General features: G+C 72.1%; 14 protein-coding genes and 1 pseudogene. 7 read left to right on the plus strand and 8 right to left on the minus strand.

Going from position 1 to position 13,118, the window contains the following annotated elements; translation table 11 throughout:
* The 3 genes and pseudogenes from E1266_RS38275 to fahA all read left to right on the plus strand — a co-directional run.
* Positions 1-278: pseudogene (locus E1266_RS38275) on the plus strand (hypothetical protein); the annotation flags it as partial.
* Between the two features lie 58 nt (positions 279-336).
* On the plus strand, positions 337-1,212 hold the full coding sequence (locus tag E1266_RS28790) for a hypothetical protein (protein WP_132052345.1): 876 nt from the start codon (positions 337-339) through the stop codon (positions 1,210-1,212).
* A complete protein-coding gene (fahA, locus tag E1266_RS28795) occupies positions 1,209-2,426 on the plus strand; it encodes a fumarylacetoacetase (RefSeq protein ID WP_132052347.1) in 1,218 nt (405 codons plus the stop codon). The genes E1266_RS28790 and fahA overlap by 4 nt, the downstream gene beginning before the upstream one ends.
* Positions 2,427-2,480: 54 nt before the next feature.
* On the opposite strand, the gene ispF is transcribed toward fahA, so the two are convergent.
* Positions 2,481-2,957, minus strand: coding sequence for a 2-C-methyl-D-erythritol 2,4-cyclodiphosphate synthase (ispF, locus tag E1266_RS28800; RefSeq protein WP_207945967.1), 477 nt, complete (start codon positions 2,955-2,957; stop codon positions 2,481-2,483).
* 34 nt (positions 2,958-2,991) lie between these two features.
* Positions 2,992-3,474, minus strand: a complete 483-nt coding sequence (locus E1266_RS28805) for a CarD family transcriptional regulator (protein ID WP_067459337.1) — start codon at positions 3,472-3,474, stop codon at positions 2,992-2,994.
* A 573-nt stretch (positions 3,475-4,047) separates the two neighbouring features.
* Between E1266_RS28805 and E1266_RS28810 the strand changes: the two genes are divergently transcribed.
* On the plus strand, positions 4,048-4,812 hold the full coding sequence (locus E1266_RS28810) for a hypothetical protein (RefSeq protein WP_132052351.1): 765 nt from the start codon (positions 4,048-4,050) through the stop codon (positions 4,810-4,812).
* 161 nt (positions 4,813-4,973) lie between these two features.
* Positions 4,974-5,846, plus strand: coding sequence for a hypothetical protein (locus E1266_RS28815; protein ID WP_132052353.1), 873 nt, complete (start codon positions 4,974-4,976; stop codon positions 5,844-5,846).
* 70 nt (positions 5,847-5,916) lie between these two features.
* Here the strand turns inward: E1266_RS28815 and E1266_RS28820 are convergent, their stop codons facing one another.
* The gene (locus E1266_RS28820; RefSeq protein WP_132052355.1) at positions 5,917-6,597 is read right to left on the minus strand and encodes a response regulator transcription factor; all 681 of its coding nucleotides are present in this window, start codon (positions 6,595-6,597) and stop codon (positions 5,917-5,919) included.
* Positions 6,594-7,808 (minus strand): ATP-binding protein, encoded by a 1,215-nt coding sequence (locus E1266_RS28825; protein ID WP_132052357.1) that lies wholly within the window; start codon positions 7,806-7,808, stop codon positions 6,594-6,596. Before E1266_RS28825 ends, E1266_RS28820 begins: the two co-directional genes overlap by 4 nt.
* Before the next feature lie 213 nt (positions 7,809-8,021).
* On the opposite strand from E1266_RS28825, the gene phoU reads away from it, so the two are divergent.
* The gene (gene phoU / locus E1266_RS28830) at positions 8,022-8,681 is read left to right on the plus strand and encodes a phosphate signaling complex protein PhoU (RefSeq protein ID WP_132052359.1); all 660 of its coding nucleotides are present in this window, start codon (positions 8,022-8,024) and stop codon (positions 8,679-8,681) included.
* A gap of 47 nt (positions 8,682-8,728) precedes the next feature.
* On the opposite strand, the gene E1266_RS28835 is transcribed toward phoU, so the two are convergent.
* The 3 genes from E1266_RS28835 to mshA are packed head-to-tail and all read right to left on the minus strand — an operon-like array spanning position 8,729 to position 11,420.
* Positions 8,729-9,565 (minus strand): phosphoglyceromutase, encoded by an 837-nt coding sequence (locus E1266_RS28835; RefSeq protein ID WP_132052361.1) that lies wholly within the window; start codon positions 9,563-9,565, stop codon positions 8,729-8,731.
* An 11-nt stretch (positions 9,566-9,576) separates the two neighbouring features.
* The gene (locus E1266_RS28840; protein WP_132052363.1) at positions 9,577-10,101 is read right to left on the minus strand and encodes a YbjN domain-containing protein; all 525 of its coding nucleotides are present in this window, start codon (positions 10,099-10,101) and stop codon (positions 9,577-9,579) included.
* The gene (gene mshA, locus E1266_RS28845) at positions 10,098-11,420 is read right to left on the minus strand and encodes a D-inositol-3-phosphate glycosyltransferase (RefSeq protein WP_132052365.1); all 1,323 of its coding nucleotides are present in this window, start codon (positions 11,418-11,420) and stop codon (positions 10,098-10,100) included. The genes E1266_RS28840 and mshA overlap by 4 nt, the downstream gene beginning before the upstream one ends.
* A gap of 154 nt (positions 11,421-11,574) precedes the next feature.
* Between mshA and E1266_RS28850 the strand changes: the two genes are divergently transcribed.
* Entirely contained in the window at positions 11,575-12,333 is a 759-nt protein-coding gene (locus E1266_RS28850; RefSeq protein ID WP_132052367.1) for an SDR family NAD(P)-dependent oxidoreductase, read from the plus strand.
* Between the two features lie 13 nt (positions 12,334-12,346).
* Here the strand turns inward: E1266_RS28850 and E1266_RS28855 are convergent, their stop codons facing one another.
* A complete protein-coding gene (locus tag E1266_RS28855; protein ID WP_243719006.1) occupies positions 12,347-13,009 on the minus strand; it encodes a class I SAM-dependent methyltransferase in 663 nt (220 codons plus the stop codon).
* Between the last annotated feature and the right edge of the window lie 109 nt (positions 13,010-13,118).

Consider the following 13,118-nt stretch of genomic DNA (forward strand, 5'->3'; position numbering starts at 1 on the left):
CGCCCGCGCTGCTCCCGACGGACGTGGAGCTGGTCCGGAGCCGGGAGCGTGACGGCGCGAAGGAGCAGCGCCCGCTCGCCGCGACGACCCGCCCCGACATCCCGATGCCCGCGCCCTTCGGCGCGGACGCGGACGACGAGGAGCACGACACCCCGCCCCTCGACCGCGCCGAGGACCCCGACGCCGGCGACCGCCCGGAGGACGACGCGCCGGAGGACGACTGGAACCCGCCGCCGTCCAGCAGTTTCCGCAGCGGCCCCACCCCGCCCGTCGACTGAATCGGGCGAGTCACCGTAAAGCACGTGAGCCGGGGCGCCTCAGGGGTAGGGAACCGGCATGAGCGCCTTACTGGCTCGGCTCCTCGACGACGCCGCGCTCTTCCCGCCGCACCACGCCCCGATGGACCGGGCCCTGCCCGCCCACCGCGCGGCCTGCCACCCCGCGGATCCGCTCGCGGGCCGCTTCCTGTGCCCCGCCTCGCGCTTCGCGGAGCTGCGCACCCATCTCGTCCCCGAAGACCTCTTCGATCTGGGCGTCGTCGCCGACACCGGTATCGAAGAACTCCCGAAGACGCTGGACGCCGTCCGCGGCGAACCCCGCGTCCGCCCGGCGTCGGTGGAGATCGCGCTGCCCCGGGACGCCGACCAGGCCCGGGCCGCCGCCGTGACGATCGCCCGGCTCCCCGCCGACGTGCCGACGCGCATCGAGGTGCGCCGCTCCCCCGGCTGGCTGCACGCGCTCGACCGCATCGCCGCGGCCCGCGACTCCGCCGCCCACAGCGCCGCGCCCGGCCCCCGGGAGGCCGCGCTCGGTGCGAAGTACCGGGTGGGCGGCTCGACCACGGACGGCGTTCCCGGCGCCGGTGCGCTGGCGGCGTTCATCGCGGCCTGCGCCGAACGCGACCTGCCGTTCACCTGCGCCGGGCCCGTGCACGCCGTACGGGACGCGTCGCACCACGGGCTCATGAACATCTTGCTGGCCACGGCCCAAGCAGCCGGCGGCGGCACCGAGCCCGCCGTCCGGCGGACGCTTGAGCGCACCGACGCCGCGGGCCTCGCCGGGGACCTGCTGGCATTGCCCGAGGCCGAGGCGCGAGCGGCCCGCCGCATCCTGGTCGCGTTCGGCGTACCGGACGTCCGCGGGACACGGCGGGATCTGGAGGCCGCGGGCCTGATCAGAAGGCCGGACATTGGGGAAGATAGCTTTCCATGACGACCGATTCGTGGGTTGAGGTCAACGAGGACAGCGGCTTCGGCATCGAGAACCTGCCGTACGGCGTCTTCTCCCGGCCGGGGGAGCTCCCCCGCATCGGCGTGGCCATCGGCGAGTACGTCCTCGACCTGGCGGAGCTGTCCGCCGCCGGGCTGGTGGAGGACCGCCGCTACTTCGCCTCGGGATCGCTGAACGCATTCATGGTGGCGGGGCGCGCCGCCTGGGACGCCAACCGCGCCCGCCTCGTCGAACTGCTCACCGACGAGTCGTACCGGGCGAACGTGCGGCCGCATCTGATCCCCGTCGCGGAGGTGGAACTGCTGCGGCCCTTCGAGGTGGCCGACTACGTCGACTTCTTCTCCTCCGAGCACCACGCCGCGAACGCGGGCCGGATGTTCCGCCCGCAGAGCGATCCGCTGACGCCCAACTGGAAGCACCTGCCGGTCGCGTACCACGGCCGCTCCGGCACCGTGTACCGCTCCGGGTCGCCGATCATCCGGCCGATGGGGCAGCGCAGGACGCCGGACGACCCGCAGCCGTCGTACGGGCCGTCGCTCCGGCTCGACTTCGAGGCGGAGGTCGGATTCGTCGCCGGGGTGCCGTCCGTCGCGGGGCACCGCGTGCCCGCCGAGGCGTTCCGCGACCACGTGTTCGGGTTCGTCCTGGTGAACGACTGGAGCGCCCGCGACCTGCAGGCATGGGAGTCCCAGCCGCTCGGGCCGTTCCTCGGGAAGTCGTTCGCGACGTCGATCTCGCCGTGGGTCGTGCCCGTCGCGGCCCTGGAGGCCGCTCGCGTGTCACCGCCCGTCCAGGACCCGGTTCCGCTGCCCTACCTGCGCTGCGAGGAGCCGTGGGGCCTCGACCTGCACCTGGAGATCCTGATCAACGGCCAGGTCGCCGCCCGCCCGCGGTTCGCCTCGATGTACTGGACGCCGCCGCAGCAGCTGGCCCACGCCACCGTGAACGGCGCCGCGCTCCGCACCGGTGACCTGTTCGCCTCCGGGACGGTCTCCGGCCCCGAACGGGACCAGCGCGGTTGCATGCTGGAGCTGAGCTGGAACGGCCAGGAGCCCCTGGAACTGGACGACGGAACGAAGCGGACCTTCCTGGAGGACGGCGACACGGTGACCATCCGCGCCCAGGCCCCCGGCTCCGCCGGCTCCCGCATCACCTTCGGCAAGGTGACCGGCACCATCCATCCGGCCCTCCCCTGAACCCCGCGCGGGCAGGACGGGCCAAAGAGTTCGGTGGACACCGGGTGGAGCGCGCTAAGCCGGGTCCGGTGGGATTACCAGGGCGTTGGCTATGGCGGCCAGGCCCTCGCCGCGGCCGGTCAGGCCCAGGCCGTCGGTGGTGGTGGCGGAGATGGTGACGGGGGCGCCGCCCAGGGCTTCGGTCAGGACCTTCTGGGCTTCCGCGCGGCGTTTGCCGATCTTGGGGCGGTTGCCGATGACCTGGACGGCGACGTTGCCGATGGTGAAGCCGGCCTCGTGGACGAGGCGGGCGACCTCCCGGAGGAGGGTGACGCCGGAGGCACCGGACCAGCGCGGGTCCGCGGTGCCGAAGACGGCGCCCAGATCGCCCAGGTCGCAGGCCGAGAGCAGGGCGTCGCAGGCGGCGTGCGCGGCGACGTCGCCGTCGGAATGCCCGGCCAGGCCGTTGCCTTCGCCGGGCCATTCGAGACCCGCCACCCAGAGGGGACGCGGGTCGGACGAGAACGGGTGGACGTCGGTACCGACGCCCACCCGTGGAAACCGTGCGCTCAACTCGGCCGGCCGATCAGCTGGCCAGGACCTCGTCGAGCAGGGCCTCCGCCTTGTCCTCGTTGGTCTTCTCCGCGAGCGCGAGCTCGCTGACCAGAATCTGGCGCGCCTTGGCGAGCATGCGCTTCTCACCCGCCGAAAGGCCGCGCTCCTTGTCGCGCCGCCACAGGTCGCGGACGACCTCGGCGACCTTGTTCACATCGCCGGAGGCGAGCTTCTCAAGGTTCGCCTTGTACCGGCGGGACCAGTTGGTGGGTTCCTCGGTGTAGGGGGCGCGCAGCACCTCGAACACCTTCTCCAGACCCTCCTGGCCGACGACGTCGCGGACACCCACGTCCTCGACGTTCTCGACCGGGACCTGCACTGTCAGGTCGCCCTTGTCGACCTTCAAGACCAGATAGGTCTTTTCCTCACCTTTGATGGTGCGAGTCTCGATGGCCTCGATCCGAGCAGCCCCATGGTGGGGGTAGACGACGGTGTCGCCGACCTGGAAAGTCATGTGACAAGTACCCCTTCCGCTAGAACCAGGGTACCACGTAAACCCGGGTGGCTGAACCGGCCTTACCGGCATATGCGCAGGTCAAGCTGCATATTGGGGTATTGACAAAGCCCTTTAATGGTGCATCGCCGACCAGTTCTCCCTACCCAGGGTAGCCGGGATGCCACATGCTTTCACCCCCTCGCCCATTACCGGCAAGCCCTCCGGGAGGCAAGCATCTGCGTTGCCGGGACGGGGCCGCGCCCCGCGCCGGAGGTGAGCGGGCCCGGCCCCGCGGGTACGAAGCGCACGAAGGCCGCGAATGGGACGACACCTCGCGGGAACCAACCCAACGGGGCAATGCCATCGGACAGGCCCACCGGACGGGCCCACCGGGACGGCGTCCCCGGTCGGGATGAAAGGTGTCCGCCCGGCGGGACCGTGACTTCCGGAGGGACCACGCCTCGCCGCGGCCGCGGACCGTCGAAATGGCGGGCCGGCGGGACGGATCGCCGGTTCGGTGGGACGGTGGTCCGGGAAAATGGCGGCCCTGGGCCGCGGAGTGCGTCGGCGGAGCCGGATGGGAGGTGCGGCGTGAGGCCGGACGGCGACGACCCGGAGCCCGACGACTACGGGCTCCCCCGCGTTGACGTCGTGGTGCCCGACGACGCCCGCGAGCTCGAGCGCGAGATGCTCGCCTACCGCCGCGAGGAGCGGCGGCGCAGGCGCCGGCGGCGGGTCCGCCGCATCGCCCGTCCGCTGACCCGGTTCGGCGTGGCCATCCCGATCATCGCGGGGGCGCTGCTGGTCGCGCTGCTCAGCGGCGCGCTGATGACGGCGTTCGGGCCGAAGCCCGCGCCGCGCCCGACGGTCGCCCAGCTCGCGCCGCGCCCGTCCGCGAGCCCCGGCGAGGTCGGCGGCCTCCTGCCGGACGGCACCGTCGACCTGGTGGTCGGGGAGCGCACGCCGACGCCGCTGCGCGACCTGCGCCCGGGGGTCATCGGCATCGTCCCGCCCGCGTACGAGTGCGAGAGTGTGATCGCGGAACTGGCGGGGAGGACGCACGAGAACGTGCTGAACTTCTGGCTGGTCGCCGATCCGCGCCCCGCCGGCGACGAGAAGGGCACGTCCCTGAAGGAGCTGAAGTCGTGCGCCGGCACCGCCCATTACGGCAAGCCGCTGGTTCTTGAGGACCGGGAGGGCGTCCTCGCCGGGGCGTACGCCCCCGCCGCGGGTGCGGCGAGCACGGGCGTGACCGCGGTGTTCGTGCAGCCGGACGGCGTGGTCGGCGACGTCGTCCAGGGGCCGCAGGCGGGGCCGGAACTCACCGAGAAGGTCCGGGCGCTGCGGTCCGGCTGATACGGTTCCGGGCGCTTTTCCCGGTGATTCCGGGCGTGTCGCGGCACCCCGGCGCGGGACCCGCGGGCGGGTCTCGCTACGCTTCCCCTGGCGTATCTCACGCCACTCCACAACTTCCAACGTCACGTCTTTGAATGACACATCGCGAGGAGACCGACGCCGTGATCCGAAACAGCCGTCGAATGGTCGCGCTCGCCGTCGCGGGCGCCGTCGCCATCGCGCCGGTGATCTCCGGCTGCGGCGCCGGCATGGATGCGCAGTCCGCCGCGCCGGTCCGGCTGACCGAGGGCGTCAACGTGTCGGTCCCGCTGGACGACAACGCGCCGCAGATCGTGATGCGCAACATGTTCGTGCTGGGCCCGAAGCCCGAGGTGCCGGTCGCCCAGGGGGCGTCGCTTCCGCTCTACGGAGTGCTGATCAACCAGGTCATCGGCAGGGAGGACCGGCTCACCTCGGTCAGCTCGCCGCAGTTCGGCTCCGCGATGATCAGGGGCGGCGGCATCACGCTCCCGCCCGCGGCGCGGGACGGGTCGGGCAGCCTGGTCATGCTGCGCGGTGACGCGACGGTCGACCCGGGCCCCGAGGCTCCGGAGACCGCGCAGCCGACCGCGACACCGGCGCCGACCGGCCCCGGCTCCACCGCCAGCCCGACGGCCAGCCCGACGTCCCAGAACACGGCCGGCCCGACGATCGGGGCTCCTACGCCGCCCACGGGAGAGGGGCAGCCGGTAGTGGTCCTGAACGGGCTGCAGGACCCGGACCTGATCGCCGGGGGCCTGATCACGGTACGGATGCAGTTCGAGAAGGCCGGGGCCGTGGAGTTCAAGGTGCCGCTCATCCTGCAGCAGGACGAGTACAGCACCTACCCCTTGGTCACGCCCAACGGCCAGGCGCCGGGCTCGCCGGGCGCCACCAACGGCAACCGGCAGTCCCCGGGCACCGAGCCGGCCCAGCCGGGCGCGTCGCCGTCGCCGAGCGGTGCCGAGTCCCCGTCGCCGACGAGCACGGATTCCCCGGCGGCCGGCGGTCACTGACCCCGCACACCACGCACGCACAGAACGGCCCGTACGGCGAGACCGCCGCACGGGCCGTTCCAGTATGTGCTCAGGGCTCGAACTTGTAGCCGAGGCCGCGGACGGTGACGATGTAGCGCGGTGCGGACGGCACTTCCTCGATCTTGGCGCGGAGGCGCTTGATGTGCACGTCCAGCGTCTTGGTGTCCCCCACGTAGTCGGCGCCCCACACGCGGTCGATCAGCTGCATCCGGGTCAGGACGCGGCCCGCGTTGCGCAGCAGCACCTCCAGCAGCTCGAACTCCTTGAGCGGGAGCTGGACGGGTTCACCGCCGACGCTGACGATGTGCCGCTCGACGTCCATCCGGACGGGACCGGCCTCCAGGGTCGCGGGCGCCAGCTCCTCGACCTCGCCCTGGCGGCGCAGGACGGCCCGCATCCGCGCGATCAGCTCGCGCGTCGAGAACGGCTTGGTGACGTAGTCGTCGGCGCCTAGCTCCAGGCCGACGACCTTGTCGACCTCGCTGTCCTTGGCGGTCAGCATGATGACGGGGACGCTGGACCTGGTCCGCAGCTCCCGGCACACCTCCGTCCCGGGCAGCCCGGGGAGCATCAGGTCGAGGAGCACGAGGTCGGCACCGTTGCGCTCGAAGATGTCCAGCGCGTCGGGGCCGGTGGCGGCGACGGCCACCTCGAAGCCCTCCTTGCGCAGGTTGTACGACAGTGCGTCGCTGAACGACTCCTCGTCTTCCACGACGAGCACGCGGGTCACGGTGCCTCCTGGGCAGGGTTATCGGTGTTGTTCTCTGCGTCGGCGTCCTTGCGCGCGGCCGTCCCGCGCGCGGCGGTGCCGAGCAGCGGGAGCCGGATCGTGAACGTCGACCCGTGGCCCTCCTTGCTCCACACCGTCACGTCCCCGCCGTGCTTGCCGGTGACGTGCTTGACGATGGCGAGCCCGAGGCCGGTGCCGCCGGTCTGCCGGGAGCGGGCCGGGTCGACCCGGTAGAAGCGCTCGAAGATGCGCCCCACCTCGCCGTCCGGGATGCCGATGCCCTGGTCGGTCACGTTGACCTCGACCTGGTCGTCGCCGCAGCGCCCGGCCGAGACGACGACCCGGGTGTTCTCCGGACTGTACGCGACGGCGTTGTCGACCAGGTTGCGCAGGGCGCTGACGAGGAGCTCCTGGTCGCCGTACACGCGCAGGCCGTCCTCGCCGCCGGCGGCCAGCTCGATCTCCTTGGCGGACGCCTTGGTCCGGCAGCCCTCCATCGCCTCGGCGACCACCTCGTCCACGGATACGGAACGCAGGTCGGGGAGCGGCTCGTCGCCCTGGACGCGCGACAGCGTCATCAGGTCCTGGACGAGGTTCGTCAGCCGCACCGACTCGTACTGCATCCGGCCCGCGAACCGGCGGACCGCCTCGGGGTCGTCGGCGGCGTTCTCGACCGTCTCGGCCAGCAGTGACAGCGCGCCGACGGGGGTCTTGAGCTCGTGGCTGACGTTCGCCACGAAGTCGCGGCGGATCGCCTCGGTGCGGTGCATGTCGGTGAGGTCCTCGGCCAGCACGAGGACGAGGCCGTGCGAGCCGAGCGGGGTCACCCGCACCGCGAACCAGCGGCCGTCCGCGCGGCTCCGCGCGGCCGTCGAGCCGACCTGGATCTCGGTCTCGCGGATCTCGCCGTCCCGCCGGACGAGCCGCGCCATCGCGAGCACCTCGTCGACCACGAGCCGGTCGCCGCTGACCAGGCCGTAGGCGCGTGCGGCGGAGCTGGCGCGCAGGACGCGGTCCTCGACGTCCACCACGACCGCCGACGACCGCAGGACGCTGAGCACCGAGGCCACGCCCGGCGGCAGGACGCCGACCGGCGTCGCCGGGGCCGCCGCCCGATGGGACCGCTCGCTCACCCGCACCGCCAATCCCGTCGTCAGCCCGATCGCGAGTCCGGCCAGCCCGGTCAGGACCGCGACAACTTCGACCTCCACACCTCGGATGGTAAGCGGCGCTCGGCCCCGTCCCGGCGCCCGGCCCTGGTCAGGGCGATCTCGTTCCCCGAATGTTCACCTTCTTATCCGCGGTCGTTCATGTCGCCGCGGCAGGCTGTGGCGTGGGCGAGTACGCCCGGACACCCCGGACGGCCCCCGTAGCCCCCCGAAACACCGCCCGATTCGCCCCGGTACGAAACGAAGGATTCTGAATTGCGCGACGCCTACCACGAGGAACTCGACTCCCTCGCCGACCGGCTGGTCGAGATGACCCGGCTCGTCCGGTCCGCGATGGCCCGCGCGGTGACCGCGCTGCTGGACGCCGACCTGCGACTGGCCGAGGAGGTCATCAGCGGGGACGACCAGGTCAACAAGATCGACGCCGAGCTCGAGGACGTCGTCTTCGACCTGATGGCCCGGCAGCAGCCGGTGGCCGGCGACCTGCGCACGCTGATCACCACGCTGCGGATGAGCGGCGACCTGGAGCGCATGGGCGACCTCGCCGTCCACATCGCCAAGACCGCCCGCCGCCGGCACCCCGAGTCGGCCGTCCCGCCGGAGCTGCAGGCCACCGTCCTGGAGATGGGGCAGATCGCCGAGCGGATGATCGCGAAGGCGGGCAGCGTCATCGCGTCGCAGGACGTCGAGATGGGCCTGGAGCTCGACGCCGACGACGACCAGATGGACCGCCTCCACCGGCGTCTGTTCGACCTCCTGCTGTCCCCCAAGTGGAAGCACGGCGTCGAACCGGCGGTGGACATCACGCTCGCCGGCCGCTACTTCGAGCGGTTCGCCGACCACGCCGTCCACGTGGCGGAGAACGTCGTCTACCTCGTCACGGGCCAGCGCCCAGCGGAGATCAACGAGCTCTGACCCGCCGCCACGGCGGGCGGCGGGTGCCCGGAGCCACTCCTCAGGTGCTACTTGTTGCGCCTGCCGCGCCGCGGCTTGTCCTTCTCCTTGGACTTGGCGTCCTTCGCGGACGGGGCGGCGGCCTTGGCGTCGCCCTTCTTCGCGGCGCCCTGGTTCTTGACGGCCTCGATGGCGGCCTTCGCGGCGGCCGGGTCGAGGTACTCGCCGCCGCGCTTGAGGGGCGCGAAGTCGTCGTCCAGCTCGTAGACGAGGGGGATGCCGGTCGGGATGTTGAGGCCGACGATCTGCTCGTCGGAGACGTCGTCCAGGTGCTTGACCAGGGCGCGGAGCGAGTTGCCGTGCGCGGCCACCATGACGGTCTTGCCGGCGGCCAGGTCGGGGACGATCGCGTCGTACCAGTACGGCAGGAGGCGGTCGACCACGTCGGCGAGGCACTCCGTGCGCGGGATCAGCTCGGACGGCAGCTCGGCGTAGCGGAGGTCGTTGACCTGGGAGAGCGGGTCGTCGTCCTTGATGGGCGGCGGCGGGGTGTCGTAGGAGCGGCGCCAGGTCATGAACTGCTCTTCGCCGAACTCCTCGCGCGTCTGGGCCTTGTTCTTGCCCTGGAGGGCGCCGTAGTGCCGCTCGTTGAGCCGCCAGGAGCGGTGGACGGGGATCCACAGCAGGTCGGCGACGTCCAAGGCGATGTTGGCGGTGCGGATGGCCCGCTTCAGCAGCGAGGTGTGTACCACGTCGGGGGTGATGTCGGCGTCGAGCAGCAGGTCGCCGCCCTTGGTCGCCTCACTTTCCCCCTTCGCGGACAGATCGACGTCCACCCACCCGGTGAACAGCCCTTCCGCGTTCCAGACGCTTTCACCATGCCGGAGCAATACCAGGGTCGCCATGGGACCGAAGCTTATCGGCCCGTCCCGTCCCCCTGGCCCTCGGCGGGGTCCCTGTTGGCGGGGTCGGCGAAGGACGCGAACGCCTGGAGGTTGGCGAGGCTCTCGCCGCGCTTGACCCGCCAGTCCCACTCGCGCTGGATGGACGACTTGAATCCGCGTTCGAGCGCCTTGTCGAAGTTGTCGTCGGAGTAGGTGAGGACGCAGCCGAGCAGGCGGTCGACCTCGTCCGGCGTCACCGACTGCAGGGGGACCTTGCCGACGAGGTGGACGTCGCCGACCTCGTCCAAGGCGAAGGCGACCCCGTACATGCGGCCGTTCTTCTCCAGGAGGAAGCGGTAGAACTCGGCGTGGTTCTCGTCTGGGCGGCGGCAGAAGAACGCCTCGACGTGCAGGCTGTGCTCGCCGACGATGAGCCAGGTCATGGTGGCGAGCTTGCGCTGCCCGGGGAGCTTGACGAAGAACGCGTCCTCGCGCGGTTCGTCGAACTCCAGCTCCGCGGCCCGCAGGGTCTCCCGGATGGTCTCGACCGGACTCAAGCTGATACCTCCGCAGGTGTGGCGACCTGCACGGCTGGAATGGACATGGCTCCGGTATACACCTCAAGGAGGTTGTCGACGGTCGCGTCCCATCCGAAGCTGTTCCCGTGCCGGACGGCCCCGCGGGCGAGCCGGGCGTACAGGCCGGGCTCGTAGTGCAGCCGGCGCAGCACGGCGGCGTAGTCGGCGGGGTCGTGGCCGGAGATCAGTACGCCGGAGTCGCCGTCGGCGACGGCGGTGCAGAGGCCGCCGACGCGGGATGCGACGACGGGCGTCCCGCATGCCTGGGACTCGACGGCCACGAGGCCGAACGACTCGCTGTGCGACGGGACGACGGTGACGTCCGCGGCCCGGTACCAGTCGGCCAGCTCGGACTGCGGGCTCGGCGGCTCGAAGCGCATGACGTCGGAGATGCCGAGTTCGGCGGCGAGGTTCTGCAGGCCCTCGGGGCGGCAGCGGCCGGAGCCGCTCGGGCCGCCGACGACGGCGACGACGAGCTTCGCGCGCAGCGCCGGGTCGTCGGCGATCATGCGGGCGACGGCGCGGAGCAGCACGTCCGGGGCCTTGAGCGGCTGGATGCGGCCGACGAACAGCAGCACGTACGCGTCGCGGGGCAGGCCGAGGCGGCGGCGGGCGGGGCCGGTGCGGTGCGGGAACAGGCCGGCGCCGCGGGCGAGGAGCGGCGACTCGGGGCGGAAGAGCGACAGGTCGACGCCGGGGCTGACGGTCGCGACCCGGGCGGGGTCGGCGCCGTACAGGTCGACGAGTTCGCGGGCCTCCTTGGCGGTGTTGGCGACGAGCTGGTCGGACGACGCCACGACCTGCTCCTCGCCGAGGACGCGCTCGACCGGTTCGGCCTTGTCGCCGTCCGCGAGGGCCGCGTTCTTGACCTTGGCCATGGTGTGCATGGAGTGGACGAGCGGGACGCCCCAGCGCTGCTTCGCCGCCCACCCGGCCTGGCCGGACAGCCAGTAGTGGGTGTGCAGGAGGTCGTAGTGGCCGGGTTCGTGCGCCGCCTCCACGCGCAGGATGCCGGAGGTGAAGCCGCACAGGTGCCGGGGGAGGTCGGTCTTGTCCAGTTCCTCGAACGGCCCGGCGACGACGTTCCGGACGAGCACGCCGGGGGCGAGCTCGACGACGGGGGGCATCGCGCGGCAGGTCGCGCGGGTGAAGATGTCGACCTCGACGCCTCTGGCGGCGAGGCGCTTGGCCACCTCGACGATGTAGACGTTCATGCCGCCCGCATCGCCGGTACCCGGTTGATCAAGGGGGGAAGTATGAACACTGACCGTCGCAACCCGGTTGATACGACGCGACACCGGACATCACCTCCGGTAGTGCAACCTATCGACCGCGTTGGGTGTTCCCTCGGTTAGGGGGCCAATCGTCATCCGCCGCCACAGTGACGGGTCTCACCGGTGATCGGGCCGTCCCGGCTCCGCCACCGGCGCCCGCGAGCGGGACACTGGACGCATGCGTAAGACCGCGGTAGTCACCGGAGCAAGCAGCGGAATCGGGGCCGCCACGGCGCGGCGCCTGGCGGCCGAGGGGTTCCACGTCGTGCTCGCCGCGCGGCGGCGGGACCGCCTGGAGGCCCTCGCCAAGGAGATCGCCGAGGGCGAGCCGGGCGCGGGCCGGGTCGTCCCGATCGCCCTCGACGTGACCTCGCAGGAGTCGGTGGACGCGCTCGCGGCCGCGGTCGGCGGCTGCCATGTGCTGGTCAACAACGCCGGGGGCGCCCTCGGCCTCGACCCCGTGGCGAACGCCGACCTGGGCGAGTGGCAGAAGATGTACGACTCCAACGTCCTCGGGCTGGTGCGGGTGACGAAGGCCCTGCTGCCGAAGCTGATCGAGAGCGGCGCCGGGCACGTCGTCAACGTCACCTCGCTGGCGGCGCACTTCCCGTACGAGGGCGGCGCGGGCTACAACGCGGCCAAGCACGCCGCGTACGCGGTGAACGAGGTGATGCGGCTGGAACTGGTCGCCGAACCCGTCCGCGTCACCGAGATCGCGCCGGGCATGGTGAAGACGGAGGAGTTCTCGCTGGTCCGGTTCCACGGCGACGCGGAGAAGGCCGCCAAGCCGTACGAGGGCGTCGCCGAGCCGCTGGTCGCCGAGGACGTCGCCGACTGCGTGGCCTGGGTCGTCACCCGTCCGCCGCACGTCAACATCGACCGGATCGACGTGCAGCCGCGCGTCCAGGCGGCCCCCTACAAGCTCCACCGCGAATAGCGCGGGTAGCGGGTCACCCGGTGCCGGGCGCGACCGCCGTCCAGGGGAGGGTCACCTCGCCGAGGCGCCAGCGGTTCCGGCCGCCGTAGGGCGGGCGGGTCAGCACGGGGTAGTCCGCCGACAGCAGCCGGACCGCCTCGATCCAGCGGGCGCGGGGGCCGAACGCCGAGTGCGGCGCGGCGGTCGCCCAGCAGCGGTCGAACGCGGCGAGGAACGCGTGGACGGGCTCGCCCGGGACGTTCCGGTGGATCAGCGTCTTCGGCAGCCGCTCCGCCAGGGCGGACGGGCGGTCGAGCGTCGGCAGGTGCGCCGCGAACGTTATCGTCCGCGGCCCGCCCGGCGTGAGGGTCGCCCACACAGCGCGGCGCCCGATCTCGTCGCACGTCCCCTCCACGAGGACGCCGGACGGGTCGAGGCGCGCGCACATCTCGTCCCAGGCGCGCCAGGCCGCGGGCTCGTCGTACTGGCGCAGGACGTTGAACGCCCTGATCAGGACGGGCGGGCGCGCGACCGGGAGCTCGAAGCCGCCGCGCCGGAACGACAGGCCCTCGCAGGCGCCGGAGCCTCCTTTCGGGTGATCTCCTTTGGACGCGTCCAGCGCGGAGAGGAAGGCGACCCCGGCGGCGACGCGGTCGGGGTCTATCTCGATGCCGACGACCTCCAGGCGGGGGGACACGGCGCGGAGGCGGGTGTAGAGCTCGAACGTCGTGACGGGGGACGCGCCGTAGCCGCTGTCTCATATGCACATCAGACGCTGCCGACGAATAGCCTTGTGTAGATCTCGG

The sequence above is a fragment of the Actinomadura sp. 7K534 genome, assembly GCF_004348575.1.
GTDB lineage: Bacteria > Actinomycetota > Actinomycetes > Streptosporangiales > Streptosporangiaceae > Spirillospora > Spirillospora livida.

Bases quoted from the DNA above. Each gene is read 5' to 3' on its own strand.
- fahA (WP_132052347.1), top strand. From the start codon at position 1,209: ATGACGACCGATTCGTGGGTTGAGGTCAACGAGGACAGCGGCTTCGGC.
- E1266_RS28805 (WP_067459337.1), bottom strand. From the start codon at position 3,474: ATGACTTTCCAGGTCGGCGACACCGTCGTCTACCCCCACCATGGGGCT.
- E1266_RS28850 (WP_132052367.1), top strand. From the start codon at position 11,575: ATGCGTAAGACCGCGGTAGTCACCGGAGCAAGCAGCGGAATCGGGGCC.
- E1266_RS28835 (WP_132052361.1), bottom strand. From the start codon at position 9,565: ATGGCGACCCTGGTATTGCTCCGGCATGGTGAAAGCGTCTGGAACGCG.
- E1266_RS28790 (WP_132052345.1), top strand. From the start codon at position 337: ATGAGCGCCTTACTGGCTCGGCTCCTCGACGACGCCGCGCTCTTCCCG.